At 71.0% G+C, this 18,991-nt stretch carries 18 protein-coding genes; 11 read left to right on the forward strand and 7 right to left on the reverse strand.

Annotated elements, in window-relative coordinates:
- The first annotated feature begins 70 nt into the window (after positions 1–70).
- Together ABD140_RS26375 and ABD140_RS26380 are read left to right on the forward strand one after the other, a co-directional pair.
- A complete protein-coding gene (locus tag ABD140_RS26375) occupies positions 71–964 on the forward strand; it encodes a L,D-transpeptidase (protein ID WP_344243671.1) in 894 nt (297 codons plus the stop codon).
- Positions 965–1,018: 54 nt separating this feature from the next.
- Complete coding sequence (locus ABD140_RS26380) at positions 1,019–1,594, forward strand: P-loop nucleotide/nucleoside kinase family protein (protein ID WP_344243672.1); 576 nt, start codon at positions 1,019–1,021, stop codon at positions 1,592–1,594.
- 2 nt (positions 1,595–1,596) lie between these two features.
- Here ABD140_RS26380 and ABD140_RS26385 read toward each other — a convergent pair whose 3' ends face one another.
- Positions 1,597–2,406: an NmrA family NAD(P)-binding protein gene (locus ABD140_RS26385; RefSeq protein ID WP_344243673.1), complete on the reverse strand. Its 810-nt coding sequence runs from the start codon at positions 2,404–2,406 to the stop codon at positions 1,597–1,599.
- Positions 2,407–2,565: 159 nt separating this feature from the next.
- Here ABD140_RS26385 and ABD140_RS26390 point away from each other — a divergent pair, with 159 nt between their 5' ends.
- The 4 genes from ABD140_RS26390 to leuC all read left to right on the forward strand — a co-directional run bounded on the left by ABD140_RS26390 (position 2,566) and on the right by leuC (position 8,528).
- Positions 2,566–3,135, forward strand: coding sequence for an NADPH-dependent FMN reductase (locus ABD140_RS26390; protein WP_344243674.1), 570 nt, complete (start codon positions 2,566–2,568; stop codon positions 3,133–3,135).
- Between the two features lie 13 nt (positions 3,136–3,148).
- Positions 3,149–4,882 carry an ABC transporter ATP-binding protein gene (locus ABD140_RS26395; RefSeq protein WP_344243675.1) on the forward strand — a complete coding sequence of 578 codons (1,734 nt, stop codon included), beginning with the start codon at positions 3,149–3,151 and terminating at the stop codon, positions 4,880–4,882.
- Entirely contained in the window at positions 4,879–6,984 is a 2,106-nt protein-coding gene (locus ABD140_RS26400) for an ABC transporter ATP-binding protein (protein ID WP_344243676.1), read from the forward strand. Before ABD140_RS26395 ends, ABD140_RS26400 begins: the two co-directional genes overlap by 4 nt.
- A gap of 143 nt (positions 6,985–7,127) precedes the next feature.
- On the forward strand, positions 7,128–8,528 hold the full coding sequence (leuC, locus tag ABD140_RS26405; protein ID WP_344243677.1) for a 3-isopropylmalate dehydratase large subunit: 1,401 nt from the start codon (positions 7,128–7,130) through the stop codon (positions 8,526–8,528).
- A 6-nt stretch (positions 8,529–8,534) separates the two neighbouring features.
- On the opposite strand, the gene ABD140_RS26410 is transcribed toward leuC, so the two are convergent.
- Positions 8,535–9,179, reverse strand: coding sequence for a MerR family transcriptional regulator (locus tag ABD140_RS26410; protein ID WP_344243678.1), 645 nt, complete (start codon positions 9,177–9,179; stop codon positions 8,535–8,537).
- A gap of 124 nt (positions 9,180–9,303) precedes the next feature.
- Here ABD140_RS26410 and ABD140_RS26415 point away from each other — a divergent pair, with 124 nt between their 5' ends.
- Positions 9,304–9,891 (forward strand): TetR/AcrR family transcriptional regulator, encoded by a 588-nt coding sequence (locus tag ABD140_RS26415; protein ID WP_344243679.1) that lies wholly within the window; start codon positions 9,304–9,306, stop codon positions 9,889–9,891.
- 14 nt (positions 9,892–9,905) lie between these two features.
- Here the strand turns inward: ABD140_RS26415 and ABD140_RS26420 are convergent, their stop codons facing one another.
- Positions 9,906–10,982, reverse strand: coding sequence for a helix-turn-helix transcriptional regulator (locus ABD140_RS26420; RefSeq protein ID WP_344243680.1), 1,077 nt, complete (start codon positions 10,980–10,982; stop codon positions 9,906–9,908).
- A gap of 147 nt (positions 10,983–11,129) precedes the next feature.
- Here ABD140_RS26420 and ABD140_RS26425 point away from each other — a divergent pair, with 147 nt between their 5' ends.
- The gene (locus tag ABD140_RS26425; protein ID WP_344243681.1) at positions 11,130–11,813 is read left to right on the forward strand and encodes a phosphotransferase; all 684 of its coding nucleotides are present in this window, start codon (positions 11,130–11,132) and stop codon (positions 11,811–11,813) included.
- Between the two features lie 104 nt (positions 11,814–11,917).
- On the opposite strand, the gene ABD140_RS26430 is transcribed toward ABD140_RS26425, so the two are convergent.
- Both ABD140_RS26430 and ABD140_RS26435 read right to left on the reverse strand, forming a co-directional pair.
- Positions 11,918–12,238, reverse strand: coding sequence for a LuxR C-terminal-related transcriptional regulator (locus tag ABD140_RS26430; protein WP_344243682.1), 321 nt, complete (start codon positions 12,236–12,238; stop codon positions 11,918–11,920).
- Positions 12,238–14,208, reverse strand: coding sequence for an ATP-binding protein (locus ABD140_RS26435; RefSeq protein ID WP_344243683.1), 1,971 nt, complete (start codon positions 14,206–14,208; stop codon positions 12,238–12,240). Before ABD140_RS26435 ends, ABD140_RS26430 begins: the two co-directional genes overlap by 1 nt.
- 17 nt (positions 14,209–14,225) lie before the next feature.
- On the opposite strand from ABD140_RS26435, the gene ABD140_RS26440 reads away from it, so the two are divergent.
- Positions 14,226–15,470, forward strand: coding sequence for a beta-ketoacyl-[acyl-carrier-protein] synthase family protein (locus tag ABD140_RS26440; protein WP_344243684.1), 1,245 nt, complete (start codon positions 14,226–14,228; stop codon positions 15,468–15,470).
- 155 nt (positions 15,471–15,625) lie between these two features.
- The gene (locus tag ABD140_RS26445) at positions 15,626–15,802 is read left to right on the forward strand and encodes a hypothetical protein (RefSeq protein ID WP_344243685.1); all 177 of its coding nucleotides are present in this window, start codon (positions 15,626–15,628) and stop codon (positions 15,800–15,802) included.
- A gap of 87 nt (positions 15,803–15,889) precedes the next feature.
- Here ABD140_RS26445 and ABD140_RS26450 read toward each other — a convergent pair whose 3' ends face one another.
- Together ABD140_RS26450 and ABD140_RS26455 are read right to left on the reverse strand one after the other, a co-directional pair.
- On the reverse strand, positions 15,890–16,933 hold the full coding sequence (locus ABD140_RS26450; RefSeq protein ID WP_344243686.1) for a lytic polysaccharide monooxygenase auxiliary activity family 9 protein: 1,044 nt from the start codon (positions 16,931–16,933) through the stop codon (positions 15,890–15,892).
- A gap of 95 nt (positions 16,934–17,028) precedes the next feature.
- The gene (locus ABD140_RS26455) at positions 17,029–18,381 is read right to left on the reverse strand and encodes a sensor histidine kinase (RefSeq protein WP_344243687.1); all 1,353 of its coding nucleotides are present in this window, start codon (positions 18,379–18,381) and stop codon (positions 17,029–17,031) included.
- A gap of 60 nt (positions 18,382–18,441) precedes the next feature.
- Between ABD140_RS26455 and ABD140_RS26460 the strand changes: the two genes are divergently transcribed.
- Complete coding sequence (locus ABD140_RS26460; RefSeq protein WP_344243688.1) at positions 18,442–18,987, forward strand: hypothetical protein; 546 nt, start codon at positions 18,442–18,444, stop codon at positions 18,985–18,987.
- Positions 18,988–18,991 lie beyond the last annotated feature (4 nt).

The following is an 18,991-nucleotide window of genomic DNA, read 5'->3' on the forward strand; positions in this document are numbered from 1 at the left end:
GGCGCGCGAATCCCCTGGAGAAGAGAACATGCGTGGCGTCGCCTTGCTCGGGTTGGGCTCTTTGGTGTTGGTGACGGGACTGGCCGGCGGGGCGGCGGCCGCACCGGCGGCGGACGAGGGGGCGGAGCGGGCGAAGGCCCGGACGCTCTCGATCGATGACATCACGCCGCGGCGGGGTGAGAAGGTCGGCACCGGAATGCCGATCATGCTGCGGTTCAACCAGAAGATCCGCAACAAGAAGGCGGTGGAGCAGGCGCTGGTCGTCGAGTCGACCAAGTCGACCGAGGGCGCCTGGTTCTGGACGACGAGCACGCGCGGCACGTCGCTGGCGATCTTCCGGCCGAAGACGGAGTGGAAGCCCAACCAGACGGTGACCGTCCGGGCCGCGCTGAAGGGCGTCAAGGCCGGGAACAAGGTCGTCGGCATGAAGAACGGCAGCATGTCGTTCCGGGTCGGCGACTCGCACGTGGTGAAGATCAACTCCAAGAAGTACCGCGCGAAGGCCTACCGCAACGGCAAGCTGGTGCGCTCCTGGCCGGTGAGCCTCGGCTCCGGCGGCGAGCGGAAGAACGGCGTGGACGTCCTCATCACCACCAGCGGCGTGCACCTGGTGATGGCGCACAGCAAGCTGGAGCGGATGATCTCCCCCGGCAAGGAGAAGGGCGACCCCGGCTACTACGACGAGATGATCCCCTGGGCGACGCGCATCAGCGCCAGCGGCGAGTACATCCACCAGAACATGTCCGACCCCTCCTGCCTCGGCCGCCGCAACTGCAGCCACGGCTGCGTCCGCTCCCCCGGCGGCGACGCGAAGTGGTTCATGAAGTGGTCCTACCGCGGCGACAAGGTCATCATCACGGGCACGAAGCGGAAGCTGGACTGGAACAACGGCTGGGGCTACTTCCAGATCCCGTGGAAGAAGTGGGTCGCCGGCGGCGCCCTGAAGGAGTCCGTCCACACCTGATCCGAACCCGAGGGGCCCGGCGGCAAGCCGGGCCCCTCGGCATAACGTGGCGGGATGAACGCATCGGCGCCCGTCTGGATCGTGGCCGGACCGCCCGGGAGCGGCAAGTCGACGGCCTGTGCGCTCCTTCTGGAGAGGCTTCGGCCGGTTCCGGCGCTCCTGGACAAGGACACGTTGTACGGTCCGTTCGTTGCGGCGACGCTTGCGGCCGCGTCGCGCGATCCGGGAGAACGTGAAGGCTCCTGGTACGACGAGAACATCAAGGGCCACGAGTATGCGGGGTTGACGGCCACCGCCCGTGAAATTCGCTCCCACGGATGCCCTGTACTGCTCAGTGGTCCGTTCACCGGTCAGATTCGGGATCCGCGGAGATGGGAGATCTGGCGGGAGGAACTGGGTGGCCCGCCCGTGAGGCTCATCTGGATCCGCACGGACGCGACCACCCTGCACGCCCGCCTCACGTCCAGGAACCTTGCGCGTGACACGGGGAAACTGGCCGCCTTCGATGCCTTCATCGCGCGTATGCAGCCGGATGTTCCGCCTCCGGTGCCTCATCTCACGCTGGACAATCGGCTGGGGAGCGCACCTCTCTCAGAACAGGTCGAGGCTCTGGTCGCTCGATGCGGTTGATGTCAGCGGAAGGCGTCCGCGTGATCCTGTGCCCATTGGCGGAAGGAGCGCGCAGGCACCCCCGTCACGTCCGCGACCGTGGAAGTGACGGGCTCGGGGGCTTCGACCAGCGAGCCGTAGTAGTCGAGGAGGTCCGCCGCCATGGTCGGATCCCAGCCCGCACCGACCATCTCGGCGTGAGCGGCGTCCTGCGACAGCTCCTCCCAGCGGATCGGACGGCCGGTGGCCTCCGCGATGAGTTCGATCTGTCGTCGCTGCGTCACCGCCTCCGGTCCGGTGACGACCAGTTCGGTGCCGGCGTAGGCGTCGTCACGCAGCGCCTGGGCGGCGACGGCCCCGAGATCGTGCTCGTGTACGAGAGAACGGCCCGCGGCGCCGAAGGGCTTGCGCACGACACCTGACTTGATGGCGTGAGCCTCCCACAACAGGTTGGTGGCGAATCCGCTTGCGCGGATGAACGTACGCGCCAGGCCGGACTCGTCGATCATCCGCTCCAGCTCGGCATGGGTGCGCGTGATGTCGTCGTCCAGGCCCGCCGCGATGGTGAGGGTGGACAGGAAGACCACTCGCTCCACCCGACGGGACAGGAGGTCCACCAGCGGCTCGGCCAGGGGAGCGGGCGCCATGGGCCACAGCAGGAAGACGCGGTCGACGCCGTCCAGTGCCTTCTCCATCAGCTCCAGGTCGGTCAGGTCCCCGGCGACGGCTCCGGGGCCGCTCGCCGAGCGGGACAGGCGGCGGGGTTCCAGGTCCGCCAGGCCGGCGGCCACCTGGCCGCCGACGTTTCCCGTGGCTCCGGTGATCAGGATCATGAGGACCTCCTCGCGTGGAAGTCCATCGTGAAAGTTGAAGTCGACTCGAGGTCAACGCCGCGGCCCTGTGATCCAGGGCACTGGATTCATACTTTGACTTGAAGTTAACTTCAACTTCTAACCTGCCGGTGATCGCTCTTTCACCGATGGGAGAAAACGATGACCGGACCGATCAAGCTCGCCGTGCTGCTGGGGAGCACCCGTGAGGGGCGGATGTCCCCGCTGGTCGCGCGGTGGTTCGTCGAGCGGGCCGAAGCGTACGCGGGTGTGAAGGTGGACGTCCTGGACCTGGCGGAGCTGAGGCTGCCGGAGGACATGGACGGGAAGGACCCCGCTGTCGGCGCGGCCAGGCCGCGTTTCGCGGACGCGGATGCGTTCGTGGTGGTGACGCCGGAGTACAACCACAGCTTCCCCGCTCCCCTGAAGACGGCCATCGACTCCTTCTACAAGGAGTGGCAGGCCAAGCCCGTCGGCTTCGTCTCCTACGGCGGCATGTCGGGCGGGCTGCGCGCCGTCGAGCAGCTCCGGCAGATCTTCGCGGAGATGCACATGGTCTCCGTCCGGGACGGGGTGAGCTTCCACAACGTGTGGGGCCACGTCGGCGAGGACGGAAGCTTCCCCACCAGTCCCGACGGCTGCAACCAGGCCGCGAAGACGATGCTGGACCAGCTCGTCTGGTGGGCGGACGCCCTGCGCGAAGCCAAGCGACGCAACCCCTACGGCAGCTGACGGGAGGGGACCGATGCTGGCCCGGTTGCTCCGCGAGCACCTCCGCCCCTACCGGCGCGAACTCGTCCTGATCCTGCTTCTGCAGATTCTGACCGTCCTCGGCATGCTCTTCATGCCCGCCCTCAACGCCGACATCGTCGACGAAGGCGTGGTCGCCGGAGACACCGGAAGAATCCTCGAACTCGGCCTGGTGATGCTGGCGGTGGCCCTGGCGGGCGCCGCCGGCTCCATCGGCGCCACCTACTACGCCGCCCGCGCCGCGATGGCCGTCGGCCGGGACCTGCGTGCCGACCTCTTCACGAAGGTCCAGACGTTCTCTGGACGGGAAGTGGGCCGGTTCGGCACGCCATCACTCATCACCCGTGTCACGAACGACGTCCAGCAGGTGCAGATGGTGGCGCTGCTGACGTTCAACATGCTCATCACCGCACCCATCATGTGCGTGGGCGGCATCGTCATGGCGCTGCGCGAGAACGTGTCGCTGTCCGCGGTGCTGCTGCTGGCGCTGCCTGCAATGGCCGTCATCTTCGCGGTGATCCTGCGTCGCATGCGGCCCCTCTACCTCCGGACACAGGAGTACCTCGACACTCTCAACCGCGTTCTACGCGAGCAGATCACCGGCGTACGGGTCGTACGGGCGTTCGTGAAGGAGGATACGGAACGGGAGCGCTTCCGCCGTACCAACCGGGAGCTGCGCGGTGTCTCGACGCGTGTCGGGTTCCTCATCGCGATGATGTTCCCGCTGGTGATGCTGCTCGCGAACCTCTCCAGCGTCGGAGTGCTCTGGTTCGGCGCCCATCGGGTGGACGCGGGAACGATGGGCGTCGGCTCGCTGATGGCCTTCCTCGCCTACCTGATGATGATCCTGATGACGGTCATGTTCGCGACCTTCACGGTGCTGCTGATGCCGCGTGCGGAGGTATCGGCGCAGCGGATTCGCGAAGTGCTCGACACGGTCTCCAGTGTCGTTCCCTCCGCGCGGCCCGTCCGGGAACTTCCGGCTCGGGGACGCGTGGAGCTGCGCGGAGTGGGTTTCGGTTACCCCGGGGCGGAGCAGCCGGTCCTGCACGACGTCGACCTGGTGGCCGAGCCCGGCGAGGTCGTCGCGATCGTCGGCAGCACCGGAAGCGGCAAGACGACCCTGCTGGATCTCATCCCGAGGCTGTTCGACACGACGGCCGGCACCGTGCTCGTCGGCGGCGTCGACGTACGGGAACTCGATCCCTCCCTGCTCTCCAGCACGGTCGGATACATCCTGCAGAAGCCTTTCCTGTTCTCCGGAACCGTTGCCTCCAACCTGCGTTACGGGCGCCCGGACGCCACGGAAGACGAACTCTGGCGGGCGCTTGAGGTCGCACAGGCCCGCGATTTCGTGGAAGCGCTTCCCGAAGGGCTGGAAGCGCCCGTCAACCAGGGCGGAGGCAACCTCTCCGGCGGACAGAGGCAACGGCTGGCGATCGCGCGCACGCTCGTCGCGCGGCCCGATGTCTACCTCTTCGACGACGCCTTCTCCGCGCTCGACTACGCCACGGATGCCGCGCTGCGTGCGTCCCTGCCCGCCTATACGTCCGGCGCGACCGTCCTGATCGTCGCTCAACGCGTCAGCACGATCCGTCACGCCGACCGGATCGTCGTCCTGGACCGCGGCACGGTCGTCGGTACGGGCACCCACCACGAGCTGATGGCCGGCAATTCCACCTACCGCGAGATCGTCCTGTCCCAGCTGACCGAAAGCGAGGCGGCATGACCGACAAGGAAACGGTCTTCCGCGGCCCGGCGGCCTTCCTGAACGCGCCCGCTGAGAAGTCCCGTGACGCGGCGCGCACGGGCCGTCGACTGCTGGAGCTGCTACGTCCCGAGAGCAGGCTGATCTCGCTGGCCGTGCTCTCCACACTGGCCGGAGTGGTGTGCATGGTGGCGGCCCCGAAGGTCCTGGGCCGGGCCACCGACCTCATCTTCGACGGAGTGACCGGCGACCGCCCGGTGGACTTCGCGGGCCTCCGCGACGTGCTGCTCCGGCTCCTGGCCCTCTACCTGGCTTCGTCGTTCTTCCTGCTGCTGCAGGGGCGGGTGCTGAGCAGGCTGGTGCAGCGATCGATGTACCGGCTGCGCGACCTGGCGCAGGCCAAGCTGTCCCGCCTCCCGCTGCGCTACTTCGACGAGCGGCCGCGCGGCGACCTGCTCAGCCGGGTCACCAACGACGTCGACAACCTCTCCCAGACGCTCTCCCAGACCCTCGGCCAGCTGCTCAACTCGGTGCTGTCCCTGGTCGGCGTGCTGGCGATGATGTCCTGGATCTCGCCCCTGCTGAGCCTCATCGCCCTCGTCGTGATCCCGGTGTCGTTGTCCACAGCCCGGTGGGCGGCCGAGCGCGCCAAGCCGCGCTTCCTGGCACAGTGGGGGACGACGGGCAAGCTCAACGGGCATGTGGAGGAGGTGTTCACCGGACATGCCGTCGTCCGCCTGTCCGGCCGGAGCGAGGAGGCGGCCCGGCGCTTCGCCTCGTACAACGAGGACCTCTACCGGGCGTCCTTCAAGGCGCAGTTCGTCTCGGGCCTGGCCCGCCCGGCGACGATGCTGCTCGGCAACGTCGGCTACCTCCTGATCGCGGTCGCCGGCGCCCACCGCGTGGCCTCCGGCTCGCTCTCCCTCGGCGACGTCCAGGCCTTCATCCAGTACTCCCAACAGGCCACCCAGGGCACAGGCCAGCTCGCGGGCCTGGTCAACCTCCTCCAGTCCGGCCTGGCCTCCGCCGACCGCGTCTTCGCTCTCCTCGACGAACCCGAACAGTCCCCCGACCCGCAACATCCCGCCACCCGCACGGAAGCCCTTTCCACCCACACGGAAACCCCCGCTACTCGCACGGAAGCCCTTTCCACCCGCACGGGAACCTCTGTCACTCGCACGGAAGCCCCTGCCGCCCGCACGGATGCCCTCTCCACTCACACGGAAACCCCTGTCGCCCGCATGGGAACCTTCGCCACCCGCACGGGAACCCCCGCCTCGAACGTAGGACGGCTCACTGCGGAGCAGCGGTCTGCCGGGTCGGGCGGAGGCGCGGACGTGGAGCGGCCCGTCGGGCGGGAGCCGGCGGTGCCGGGTGGAGGTCGTGGGGGGAGGGTGGTGTTCTCGGGTGTCTCGTTTGGTTACGAGCCGGGGAGGCGGCTGCTGGAGGACGTGTCGCTGGTGGCGGAGCCGGGGCGGACGGTGGCGGTCGTCGGGCCGACGGGGGCGGGGAAGACGACGCTGGTCAACCTGCTGATGCGGTTCTATGAGCCGGACGCGGGCCGGATCACGCTGGACGGGGCGGACGTCGCGGGGATGGCGCGGCGGGAGCTGCGGTCGGCGACGGGGATGGTGTCGCAGGACGCGTGGCTCTTCCAGGGGACGATCGCGGAGAACATCGCGTACGGGAAGGAGGGGGCGAGCCGGGAGGAGGTGGAGCGGGCGGCCCGCGCGGCGCATGTCGACCGGTTCGTCGCGACGCTCGCCGACGGGTACGACACCGTGCTGGACGACGAGGCGTCCGGGGTCAGCTCGGGGGAGCGGCAGCTGATCACGATCGCGCGCGCCTTCCTGGCCGACCCGCGGATCCTCATCCTCGACGAGGCGACCAGCTCCGTCGACACCCGTACCGAGCTGCTGGTGCAGCGGGCCGTGAAGGAGCTGCGCCGGGGTCGCACGAGCTTCGTGATCGCGCACCGGCTGTCCACGATCCGGGACGCCGATCTCATCGTCGTCCTGGACTCCGGACGGGTCGCCGAGCAGGGGACCCATGCGGAGCTCCTCGCCCGCGACGGCGCCTACGCCGCCCTGCACCGTGCCCAGTTCGCCCCGGTGACGCATTGATCAGATGCTTCGGCCCCGCATGTCCTTCGGGAGGACCGGCGGGGCCGAAGCCTCCTCTACCAAAGATCAGACTTTTCTCATAGGATGACCGCGATCCGGGACCGGCGTCTCATTCGGTGAGACGCCCTGGCAGGAGGAAGCCCATGGGCCAGACCCTCGCGCACAAGATCTGGGAGCGGCACGTCGTCCACCGCGCCGCCGGCCGCCCCGACCTGATCTACGTCGACCTCCACCTCCTGCACGAGGTGAGCAGCCCGCAGGCCTTCGCGGGGCTGCGCGCCGCGGGCCTCACCGTCCGGCGGCCCGACCTGACGATCGCGACCGAGGACCACAACGTCCCCACCGACGACGTCGACGTCATCGCCGACCCGCTCTCCCGCACCCAGCTGGAGACGCTGCGCGCCAACTGCGCCGGGTCCGGGATCCGCATCCACTCCCTGAAGGACCCCGACCAGGGCATCGTGCACGTCATGGCGCCCCAGCTCGGCCTCGTCCAGCCCGGTATGGCGATCGTCTGCGGCGACTCGCACACCGCCACCCTCGGCGCGTTCGGCGCGCTGGCCTTCGGCATCGGCACCAGCGAGGTGGAGCACGTCCTGGCCACCCAGACGCTCTCCTCGACGCCCTTCCGGACGATGTCCGTGACGATCGACGGAGCGCTCGGACCGGGCGTCACGGCCAAGGACGTCATCCTGGCGGTCATCGCCGAGATCGGCACCGGCGGCGGCCAGGGCCACGTCATCGAGTACCGCGGCGAGGCGATCCGCGCCCTGTCGATGGAGGGCCGCATGACGGTCTGCAACATGTCCGTCGAGGCGGGCGCACGCGCCGGCATGATCTCCCCTGACGAGACGACCTTCGCCTACCTGAAGGGCCGCCCCCACGCTCCCGAGGGCGCCGTATGGGACGAGGCCCTGGCGTACTGGAAGACCCTGCGCACCGACGACGACGCCGTCTTCGACAAGGAGGTCGTCATCGACGCCGCCTCCCTCACCCCGTTCGCGACCTGGGGCACCAACCCCGCCCAGGGCGCCCCCCTGCACACGCGCGTCCCCGACCCGGCGGACCTCCCCGACCCCGCCGAACGGGACGCCGCCGAGAAGGCGCTCGCCTACATGGACCTGGCCCCCGGCACCCCGCTGAAGGACATCCGGATCGACACCGTCTTCCTCGGCTCCTGCACCAACGGCCGCATCGAGGACCTCCGCGCCGCCGCGGCCCTCCTGCGCGGCCGCCGCGTCGCCGACCACGTCCGCATGCTCGTCGTCCCCGGCTCCGTCAAGATCAAGCTCCAGGCCGAGCAGGAGGGCCTGGACCGCGTCTTCACCGCCGCGGGCGCCGAGTGGCGCCACCCCGGCTGCTCCATGTGCCAGGGCATGAACCCCGACAGGCTCCCCGCCGGCCACCGCAGCGCCTCCACCTCCAACCGCAACTTCGAAGGCCGCCAGGGCAAGGGCGCCCGCACCCACCTCGTCTCCCCGCCCGTGGCCGCCGCCACCGCCGTCCTCGGCCGCCTCTCCGCCCCCTCCGACCTCCCGGCCTGATCCGTCCTACGGGACGGGGTGGTGGCGGAGGGACTGGACGAACCAGTCGAAGACGGGGACCAGGGTCGGGATCGGGGGCCAGCCGTTCATGATGCCGAGAAGCTGGAAGCAGCGCTCGGTCCGCGGATCGTTGGCGGTCTCCACGCGGGTGAGGAGGGCGGCGCGGTACTCGGGGGAGTCGGTCTCGCCGAAGGCGGCGCAGGAGCGGGCGATGATCCCGTCGAGGACCGTTCGTGCCCGGTCGGAGGCCGGGTCGATGCCGGAGGCGCGGGCGGATTCGACGTGCTCGCGGACCTGTTCGGTGAGCTCGGGGTCGGAACCGCGCTCGGCCACCGCTCTCAGCACCGCCCTGCGCGTCCGCAGCGTGCGGATCTGCGCGTCCAGGGCGTCGGCGTGCACCGCGGCGATCTCGGGTACCGAGACCCGGCGGTCCAGTACGCGCCGGATCGCCGCCAGGTCGAATCCGAGTTCGCGCAGCGTCCGCACCAGGTCCAGGCGCACCAGGGCGTCGAGGTCGTAGAGCCGGTAGCCGGCGGGGCTGCGGTCGGTCGGCGGCACCACGCCGCTGTCGGAGTAGAACCGGATCGTCTTGACCGCCAGCCCGGTGCGCCGGGCCAGTTCTCCGATCGTGTACAGGTGCTCGCCGTCCATGTCCCCCACTGTGCGGTCTCCCCTGACTGGAGACTCAAGCCCGTTTCCTGACCTCTCTTTTCCCGTGGCGGGAGGAAATCGGGAATGGGAGCGGTGTTGAAGGGGTGAAGAGCGGAGGGATGCCGTGGATTTCTGGATCAAGGAGATGGACGAGCGGGTTCTGGAGACGGCGGGGAGGCTGTTCGCGGAACTGGGGTACGACGGGACCAGCATGGAGCTGATCGCCGCCGCGGTGGGGCGGGGAAGCGAGGAGTCGCCGCTGCTCCAGGGCGGCAGGGAGAAGCTCTACCGCGCGGTCGTCACCTGGTTCTACGAGCGGGACGTGGCGCATCTGCAGGCGGCGATGAAGGAGACCCCGCACGACGTGGCGGGGCTGCACCACCTGCTGGACGCCTTCCTGGACTTCGTGTTCCTTCATCCGGAGGTTCCGGGGCTGTGGGAGCAGCGGGCGCTCAAGGACGCGGTGGACCTCACCTTTCCCGAGGACGAGTTCCCGCCTCCGCTGCTGGTGGTGCTGACCGCCCAGGGGTGGGAGGGCGTGCGCCCGGAGCTCGATCTCCGGTTCCTGGGCTGGTTGATGATGTGGTCGGCGCGGGGCTTCGTGCACGGCGGGCTGCCGGACCGGGCCGGGGAGCAGGGCCTTCCGGAGGATCCGGGCGCTCGTCGGTACTTCCGCGACCAGATGCACTCCCTGGTCGACCGGCTCGTCTGAGGGCGCCCCAGGGCTCAGCCGGCGGCTTCGGGGAGGCGGCGCCCGTCGGTGGACAGGGGACCGCGGCCGAAGAAGGGGAGGTAGTGGCGGCAGAGGACGTCGGCGACGAAGGCCTGCCTGTTGTCCAGGCCGGATTTGCGCAGCACGTTCTCCAGGCGTTCGGCAACGGCCTCGGGGGCGCGGGAGAGGTGCTCGGCGATGTGCTCCGGGGAGTGGCCGCGCAGGGTGTGCCAGGCGACCTCCTCCTCCTGCTCGGTCAGGTCGTAGGGGGCGAGGATGAGCGCGCGCGGGGTCGTTGACGGGGTGGGGCCGAGGGAGACGGCGACGGTCTGCTCGCCGTCCAGGTGCACCGACCAGGCGTGGACGGACAGGCTCCCTCCGTCGCGGACGGGGATGACGGAACGGGCCGTGCCGGAGAAGAGCGCGGCGTCGATCGTGCCCTGGAGCTGCCGGTTCTGCTCCGGGTCGCCCGCCAGAACGTCCAGCCAGGCGAGGGCCGTGGGGCTCGCCGAGCGGATGGTGCCGTCGACGCCGGTGATGAGACGGCCCGGGGCGTCGGTGCCGGTGTCGACTCCGTTCAGCAGGAGGGCGCGCCGCAGCGCGTCGGCGGCGGGGGCGGCGAGGCGGGCGGCGATCTCCTCCTCCGCCGGGGTGAACGGCGGGCCTCCCTCGGCGCGGCACCACACCAGCACGCCCCACATGTAGGGGCCGTCGCGCAGGACGAGCCGCAACTCGTCGCCGAGTCCCTGCGGGCGCAGGATCGTCCGGTAGTAGGCGCTGTCCTCCAGCCGTCCGCCCATGGAGCGGCTGAGCAGCCGGGTGGTGGCCGTTCCGGCGGCCAGGTCGCGCAAGCCGCCGGGTTCGTCCCCGGCGAAGTGCTCGATCTCGAAGATCTTCATCAGGTACTCCCGGGGGAAGCCCTTCTCGACGTGCCCCCCGGTGTCGAGCAGGGTGGCCGGGTCGAGCAGCACGGAGCACCAGACGTCGGCGGGAACCCGGTCCAGCAGGTGGGAACAGGTCGCCTTGAGCACGTCGGGCACGGTGTGCCGGACGGCGAGCCTCTGTTCGAACGCCGCAAGATCGGATCGCATGTACTCCACAGTAAGCGGGACTTGACGGGAAATCTCAGAAACGGAATATACGGTCAAGTCGCTGTCAGTCCGCCCCGCCGACAGAAGTTGATCACTCTTGTGTCACGTCCCTTGCCGGTCCGCGCGGCGGAGTGTTGGGTGGGCGGGATGAGCGAGCAGACCCTGGGCGGCGGCGAGACTCTGGGCCTGGTGCGGGTGGGGGACACGGTGCGCAGGCCCGCCCACGCGACCGGCCCCTTCACCCGCGAGGTGCTGCTCCATCTGGAGCGCGCCGGATTCGCCGGAGCACCGCGCTTCCTGGGCGTCGACGAGCACGACCGGGAGATCCTCACCTTCCTCCCCGGCGAGGTGGTCCCGGACGCCGCCCTGCTCGCGGACGCGCAGATCGCCTCGGCGGGCCGCCTGATCAGGGCCTTCCACGACGCCACGGCCGGCACGCCGGTGGCCGGCGGCGCGGAGGTCGTCTGCCACGGCGACCTCGGCCCGCACAACACGGTGTTCGTCGGCGAGGAGGCGGTCGGCCTCATCGACTGGGACGACACCCTCACCCCCGGCACCCGCCTGGCCGATCTCGGCCACGCCGTCTGGTGCTTCGCCGCGGTGGCCGAGCCGCTCTTCGACCTCGACGAGCAGGCCCGCCGCGTCGCCCTCTTCTGCACCGCCTACGGCTGGGACGACCCCGCCGCGGTCATCGACGAGCTCGGCGCGCGCTTCCGGCGCGCCCGCGACGACCACCACGCCGCGGGCCGCGTGGCGGCCGAGACCGTCTTCATCGACCTCTGCTCCTGGATGGACTCCCACGGTCCGACCCTCAAGTCCCTCCTGTCCTGAGGCACCCCCTACCGCCGGGATGAGGGGTTCCCGCCGGGCGAACAGGGGTTCTGCGGCGTGAGAGCCGTTCCTATCCTTCCGAGGCATCTGGAAGGAAGGCGGCGTCAATGGGCGGTGGTCTCCGGCACCGCGGCCAGCTCGGCACGGCCGCGGACGCCGAGCTTGCGGTAGGCGCGGGTCAGGTGCTGCTCCACGGTGCTGGCCGTCACGAAGAGCTCTTCGGCGATCTCGCGGTTGCCGAGGCCGCGGCGGACGAGCCGGACGACCCGCCTTTCGGCCGCGCTGAGCGCGTCGGGTCCCTTCCGGTCCGTTCCCTCGGCCAGGAGTGCCGCCGCCCGTTCCCCTTCGCCCAGGGAGAACAGGGCTTCGGCGGCGGGCGCGCGCCAGGTGAGGGACGAGGAGACGTCCATCCGCCAGGCGGCCATCAGGTCCCGGCAGGCGTGGAAGTCGCCGAGCGCCGCGCGGTGGCGTCCCGCCGCGAGGTGGTGGAGCCCGCGGGCGTGCAGTAGTGCAGCCCGGGAAGCGCCTCGAACATCGCCTCGGGGACCGGAACGCGGAAGCACTCCGCCGCCGTCTCGTGATCGTCCTGCGCGGTGCACGCCAGGGCTTTCGCGGCCAGGGGGATGCCGATGACGACGCCCCAGGCGGCCGGGCTCAGCAGCGAGAGTGCCTCGTCGGCACGCTCCCGAGCCGTGTCGAAGACGCCGCGTCGACTTTCGACGGTCGCGCAGGCGGCGGCGAGGATCGCCCGGACGGCCGGAGTGCGCGCCTCGGCGTTCTCATACAGGGCTTCACACCACGTGGAAGCCTCGTCCAGCCGGGCGGACCTGACGAAGGAAGCGAGCGCGGCCATCGCGGGAGCCACCGGTGGAGCGTGGAGGAGCAGCTCCTGCAACAGCCTTTCCGCGGCCTCCACGGCCGGGACGGTGGGCCCGTCGGAGAGCAGGGAGCGGAGTACGAGCGCTCCGTCGGAGTGCGGATCGACGGCTTGGACGTGCCGGCCGAGCCGCATCCGGGCGAGAACGGAACGGGTCCGGTAGCGGGCTCCCGGTACGGGGTAGGCGTAGGCGAACCAGAGGCGGGCCGCTTCACCGCCGCCGTCCAGGCCGCTCAGGATGCCGTCGGCCGCTTCAGGTCTGCCGTGCCACATCAGGTGGCCGATGAGCCGGACGGTCCGCAGCGTGTCCAGCCTCCCTTCGTGCTGGTCTTCCAGCAGCTCGGGCAGGTGCCGGAGGACGGCTGCCGGGTCCGCCTCCCATTCGGCCTGAGCCAGGTCCGAACGGACGGTCGCCCGTTCGGAGTGGTCTTCGCAGGCGTCATATGCCGTTCGCAGGCAGGTGATGGCCCATGCCACGTCGTTCTCCAGCAATGCCAGACCGGCGGCCTCCCGGAGGATCGGAACACCCCACGCCGCGCCAGGAGATCCGCCTGCGACGAGATGCCGGGCGATCGAGGTGGCCGTGGCTCGCTCTTCATGAAGAAGACGGGCCACCTGATGCTCCAATTCCGCACGTTCCGTGGCGGAGAACGTTTCCAGCACGGCTTTGCGTACGGCCTCGGCGCGGTATCGGCCGGACTCGGTGAGGCCGAGGGCGTCCAGGCCCGCGAGAGCCTGCTCGGCGGTACCGGGCGGCAGCGCGAGGAGGCGGTCGAGTCTCGGCGGCGTCGCGGCACCGTCCAGCAGGCCCAGCCCGTGCGCGGTACGCGACACCGTGCCGTCCAGAAGGCACCGGACCGCCAACCGGAACGCCGCACCCGGCTCGGGTCCGTCACCGCAGGCACTGTCCTGCAACAGAGCGCGCAGCAGCAGCGGATTGCCGCCCGATATCCGATGCCACTCGGGAGCGGCGGACGGCCCTCCGCCCGGTTCGCGGCCCAGCACCTCCGCGGTCTCCCGGACGGAGAGGGCGGCCAGCCGGATCAGCGCGCAACGCGGATCGCGGAGGAACTGCTCGGCCGTCCGCGAGCCGCTCGGCTCGGAACGTTCTCCGAGCACGACCAAGACCCGGGAGAGCCCGGCTCTGCGCACCAGGTACCGGAGGAACTCCAGCGAGGCGGTGTCGCATTCGTGGACGTCGTCGACGGTGACGAGCACGGGCGTACGCTCCGCGAGCCGCTGGACGAGCAGATGGAGTTCTTCAGCCGTCCGCACCTGTTCCGATGCGGAGACCAGCTGCTCGATGACGCCCAGGCGGCGGTTCTTCTCGGCCGCCGCGGCGACGGCCGCCAGCACGGTCGCCCCCGACGCCTCCGCCCGCTCACGGACCTCGTGGAGCAGCGTGCTCTTGCCCATCCCGCCCGCACCCGTGACGAGGGCGGCACCACCGCCGTCCCGCATCCCCTCGACCAGGCCGACGAGGGTCTTCCGCGCTTCAGCACGCTCGGCGATCCACATGAAGAGGAGAAAAGCATATGAAGAAGACACGTGTCGTGGTGACGGGCCTGGGTGCCACCACCCCGCTGGGCGGCGACGTCGCATCCACCTGGAAGGCGCTGCTGGCGGGCGAATCCGGTGCGAGGAACCTTCCCTGGAAGGACGTCGACGCACTGCCGGTACGGTTCGCGGCCAGTGCCGCGGTGGAACCCGCCGCCTCCGGAAGGCTCTCCCCGGAGCGGCTGGAACGGCTGGACCGGAGCCAGGCGTTCGCGCTGATCGCGGCCATGGAGGCCATGGCGGACGCCGGACACGAGGCCGGGCTCGACCCCGACCGGCTCGGCGTGGTGGTCTCCAGCGGGATCGGCGGGCTGCACAGCGCGCTCGACGGCTACGACACCCTCCGGGAGAAGGGATGGGCGGAGGTCTCACCGCTCGCCCCGTTCCGCCAGCCGCCCAACGGCCCCGCCGTGCAGGTGGGCCGCGAATTCGACGCGAGGGCGGGCGTGCACACGCTGGTCAGCGCCTGCGCGTCCGGCTCCGAGGCCATCGGCTACGGTGCCGAGATGATCCGCAACGGCCGGGCGGACGTGGTCATCGCCGGTGGCTCGGAAGCGTGCATCCATCCCCTGCAGATGGCGGCCTTCGGTGCGATGCGTGCCATGTCCACTCGTAACGGAGAACCGGCGACGGCTTCCCGCCCCTTCGACAAGTCGCGGGACGGTTTCGTCCTCGGCGAAGGAGCCGCGGTGCTCGTTCTGGAGTCGGAGGAGTCAGCTCTGGCGAGGGGCGCCCGGGTGTACGCGGTGGCAGCGGGCGTTGGCTATTCGGCGGAGGGGCACGACATCGTCCAGCCGTCCACGGACGGCCGGGGCGCGGCGAAGGCGATGACGCGCTGCCTGGCCGACGCGGATCTCGTCCCATCCGAGGTCGTGGCGGTCAACGCGCACGCCACCGGTACCCCGCTGGGCGACGTGGCCGAGATCAACGGCATCAGGACCGCCTTCGGCACGGCCGCCGGCGGCCTGGCGATCACCGCTTCCAAGTCGATGACCGGACACCTCCTGGGCGGCGCGGGCGCCCTCGGCGCCCTGGTCGCCGTCCTGGCCCTCCACGAGGGGCTCCTCCCCCCGGTGGCCCACCTGGCCGACCTGGACGACGCCATCGACCTGGACATCGTCACCGGAGCGCCGCGCCCCCTGCCCGCCGGTCCCGCCGCGGCCCTGTCCAACGCCGTCGGCTTCGGCGGCCACAACGCCGTCCTCGCCTTCACCCGTCCCTGAACGGGCGCGGGACGGGTGTTCCGCGCGGGCCGCCGCGGTCCGCGCTCGCCAACTCCGGGTCAATCGTTGAAAGATCTTCACCCTTTTCTCGTTTCATCACTTTCGTTCGGGTATGCCCCACAACATCCATATTCGAAGCAGGGAGCTGACACCCGATGTCCACGCCGGAAGAGAAGACCCCCAAGACCCATGAGACCGACCAGGTCCTCCCCCAGCCCGACGACCAGGCCCGCCGCCCCCGGCCGAAGGAGGAGACGGAGACGGGGGCCAAGCTCAAGGAGGCCATGCGGGACGCCGGACTGAACCGCGAGGACTTCACCGGCGGAGGCTGAACGCCCTCGCGGAACCAGCGCCTCCGGAGACGGCGGGGCGGACGGCCGGGGAAGTGCCGTCCGCCTTCGGCGCGTGGCGGGCCGGGGTCAGGAGGAGGAGTTGCGGGCGCGGCGGCGGGCGGTGAAGAGGAGCCCCGCGAGGCCGCCGAGGGTGAGGCCGGCTATCGAACCGATCAGGACGGTGCTGGAGGTCTTCGGCGCGTCGGTGGTGCCCGCCACGGGAGTGCTCTTCAGGTTCACGTGCGAGGGGTCGGTGTGGTGGGCGTGCGAGCCGGGAGAGCAGGTCGAGGAGGGCTTGGGCCCGGTCGGCCCGCCGGGACCGGTGGTCTTGACCGGCTTGCCGGGACGGGTGGGCCGGGCGGACCCGGTCGGCCTGCCGGGCCGGGACGGCTTGGGGACGACGGTCGGCGTGGACGTGGCGGAGGGCCGCGGCGCGGTGGTGACGGGCGGCCGCGGAGCCGCGGTGGTGCCCGGGTTCGTGGTGGAGCCGCCGCCCAGGACGATGTCCGAGCAGGAGTAGAACGCCTCGGGGCTGTCGGTGCGCTGCCAGACGACGTAGATGATGTGGCGGCCCTTCTTTCCGGCCGGGATCTTCCCGGCGAGGTTGTAGAAGCCGTTGGAGGGCGTCGCGCCGGGCGCGGTCAGGAAGGGCTGGGACTCCAGGCTCGCCCAGGTGAGGGGCTTGGCGGGGTCGTAGCCGTCCTTGGTGATGAAGAGCTGGAAGCCGCCCTGGTGCACGGCGGTGACCTTGAACTGGAAGGTGTAGGGGGTGCCCGCCTTCAGGGAGGTCGCGGGCCAGTCGGCGCGGGGCAGGTCGAGGCCGCGGAAGGCCGGGTCGCCCGCGCTGCACAGCTTCCCGTCGGGGACGACCTGGCGGTGGCGTCCTCCGGCGTCGCCGACGCGGACGCCGTTCCAGTCGTAGAAGGCCTGGGGTCCGGCCGCGGCGACGGCCGCCTTGCAGGCCGCGGAACTGGGGGACTCGGGGTTCTCCTGGTAGCAGGTGAGCGCCCTGCCGAGCGGGAACTGCATCGAGCCGTGGGCGGTGGCGGGCATGGCGAGTCCGACCGCGGGCGCGGCGGCCGCCGCCAGGACGAGGGCGGACCGGCCGAGGGTCTTCACGTGGCTGTTCAACTTGGCCTCCAGGGGGTGCGACGCCCCGACGCTAAGGCGCGGAAGGAGGCTGGAAAATGCTCTTCAGAAGCTCTTAAGGAAGGCATCAGCGAGGCCTAAGCCCGCCCCTTCCGGCGGGCTCGGCGGGCGGTGTGGCGGCCTGTTCGCGTGAGGGACGGGCGGGGCGCGGTGCGCAGCCACACCTCGATCTGGGTGCCGCCGAGCAGGGAGGTGCCGACGCGCAGCGAGCCGCCGGTGGACTCGGCGAGCCGCCGGGCGATGTCGAGGCCGAGGCCGGTGGATCCGGCGCCGCTGGCGCCGCGCCGCAGCGCCGTCTCGGGATCGGCGATGCCGGGGCCCGCGTCGGCGAACAGCAGGCCCGTGGAGTTGCCGCCCTGGTGGAGGGTGACCTGGAAGGACGTCCCGTGCGGGGTGTGCCGGAAGACGTTGCCGAGCAGGGCGTCGATGACCGCGGCGAGTTCGGGCGCGGGGACGGGGACGGGGACCGGCCCGCCGGGCGCGACCAGGTCCCAGAGGCGGTCCTGGTCCTCGGCGAGCGCGGACCAGAACCGCAGCCTCTCCCCGACGACCGCCGCGGCGTCGCAGCCCGCGGTCTTCCCGCCGGTCCTGCGCGCGGCGGCGATGAGCTCGTCGACGGCCTCCTCCAGCCGTCCGAGGGCGTCCTGGCTCTGCGCGATCCGGGTGGGGTCGCCGGGGTGCGCGGCGAGGCCGTCGAGGTTGACGCGCAGCGCGGTCAGCGGGGTGCGCAGCCGGTGCGACAGGTCGGCGCCCGCCTCGCGTTCGGCGGTCAGCAGCCGGGCGAGCTGGTCGGCCATGTGGTTGAACGCCTCGCCCGCCTCGTGCAGCTCGGCCGGGCCGTCGGGGACGATCCGGACGGCCAGGTCGCCCCCGGCGACGCGCTTCACCGCCTGCGCGAGCCGGTCCGCGGCCCGCACGACGCGGATCGCGAGCCGGTCGGCCATCGCGACGGACACCAGGACCAGGGCGATCGCCACGAGCGCGAGGATCGTCCAGGACTTGGCCACGCCGTGGCTGAGCTCGGCCTCCGGCACGTGCACCTCGATGACGGCGGGCCGTCCGGAGTCCAGCAGCACCGGGCGCAGCAGCACCTTCCCGCCCGCGACCTCGGCGGTGAAGGTGCGGCTGAGGCGCCGCGCCTCGGCGAGGTCGCCGTCCGGCGCGTGCGGGGAGCCGATCACCTCGCCCGTGGGGAGGTGCAGGGCCAGGCGTCCCGCGGCTCCGGCGGGGATCGAGCCGATCGCCGCGTCGAGCTGGTCGGGGTCGTTCGTCACCGTCAGCACCGGCACCAGCGAGGCCGCCTGCCGTTCGGCCGAGATCAGCGCCCGGTCGTGGGACATCTGGCTGTTGAGCAGTCCGAGCGGGACGACGAAGGACAGCGCCACCATCGCCGTCACGGCGGTCGCGACGCGCGCCAGTGCTCTTCGCATGCTCACCTCTGTGCTGGTATGACGGGCTTGTTCACCGGCGCATCACCATAATGGGGCCCCATGCAGGTACGAATCGGTTTCGTCGCGGTGTGGATCGCCACCACGGCGGCGGGCATGGCGATCAGCTGGGCCGGCGTGGGCGACGCGCTGCGCGGCACGGCGCTGCCGATCCCGGATCTCGCCGCCCAGGCGGCCGTCCACGAGGGACGCCCTCCGGCGTCGGAGCCCGCTCCCGCCGCGCCGACGGCCACCGCGTCCTCCGGCACGGCCCAGGCGTCATCGACCCGCGAACCCGTCCCGCCCGCGACGAAGCCCGCCACCGAACGCCCCACGGCCCGTCCGACCAAGCCCCCCAAGACGGAGCCCGATCCCGCTCCCGCGGGCGGTGACGTCCGCACCTACGTGGTGAAGTCCGGCCGTGTGGTGCTGGCCCTGTCCGCCGATTCGGCACGGCTCGTCTCGGCCTCCCCCAACAGCGGATTCCAGGCCAAGGTCTGGCGGAAGGAGGAGTGGCTGCGCGTCGATCTGACCGACGGCGTCAACGGCTCCGCCGTGTTCGCGACGTGGAACGGCCATCCTCCGCTCGTCGAGGTCTACGAGTACTGACGCG

Origin of the sequence: Actinocorallia libanotica (genome assembly GCF_039525175.1) — a bacterium.
GTDB classification, from domain to species: Bacteria; Actinomycetota; Actinomycetes; order Streptosporangiales; family Streptosporangiaceae; genus Actinocorallia; species Actinocorallia libanotica.

Coding starts and splice junctions, on each gene's coding strand:
- ABD140_RS26455 (WP_344243687.1), bottom strand. CDS start 18,381: ATGCGAAGAGCACTGGCGCGCGTCGCGACCGCCGTGACGGCGATGGTG.
- ABD140_RS26460 (WP_344243688.1), top strand. CDS start 18,442: ATGCAGGTACGAATCGGTTTCGTCGCGGTGTGGATCGCCACCACGGCG.
- ABD140_RS26435 (WP_344243683.1), bottom strand. CDS start 14,208: ATGTGGATCGCCGAGCGTGCTGAAGCGCGGAAGACCCTCGTCGGCCTG.
- ABD140_RS26385 (WP_344243673.1), bottom strand. CDS start 2,406: ATGATCCTGATCACCGGAGCCACGGGAAACGTCGGCGGCCAGGTGGCC.
- ABD140_RS26420 (WP_344243680.1), bottom strand. CDS start 10,982: ATGCGATCCGATCTTGCGGCGTTCGAACAGAGGCTCGCCGTCCGGCAC.
- ABD140_RS26390 (WP_344243674.1), top strand. CDS start 2,566: ATGACCGGACCGATCAAGCTCGCCGTGCTGCTGGGGAGCACCCGTGAG.
- ABD140_RS26380 (WP_344243672.1), top strand. CDS start 1,019: ATGAACGCATCGGCGCCCGTCTGGATCGTGGCCGGACCGCCCGGGAGC.
- ABD140_RS26425 (WP_344243681.1), top strand. CDS start 11,130: ATGAGCGAGCAGACCCTGGGCGGCGGCGAGACTCTGGGCCTGGTGCGG.
- ABD140_RS26440 (WP_344243684.1), top strand. CDS start 14,226: ATGAAGAAGACACGTGTCGTGGTGACGGGCCTGGGTGCCACCACCCCG.
- ABD140_RS26395 (WP_344243675.1), top strand. CDS start 3,149: ATGCTGGCCCGGTTGCTCCGCGAGCACCTCCGCCCCTACCGGCGCGAA.
- ABD140_RS26430 (WP_344243682.1), bottom strand. CDS start 12,238: ATGGCCGCCTGGCGGATGGACGTCTCCTCGTCCCTCACCTGGCGCGCG.
- ABD140_RS26410 (WP_344243678.1), bottom strand. CDS start 9,179: ATGGACGGCGAGCACCTGTACACGATCGGAGAACTGGCCCGGCGCACC.
- ABD140_RS26400 (WP_344243676.1), top strand. CDS start 4,879: ATGACCGACAAGGAAACGGTCTTCCGCGGCCCGGCGGCCTTCCTGAAC.
- leuC (WP_344243677.1), top strand. CDS start 7,128: ATGGGCCAGACCCTCGCGCACAAGATCTGGGAGCGGCACGTCGTCCAC.
- ABD140_RS26445 (WP_344243685.1), top strand. CDS start 15,626: ATGTCCACGCCGGAAGAGAAGACCCCCAAGACCCATGAGACCGACCAG.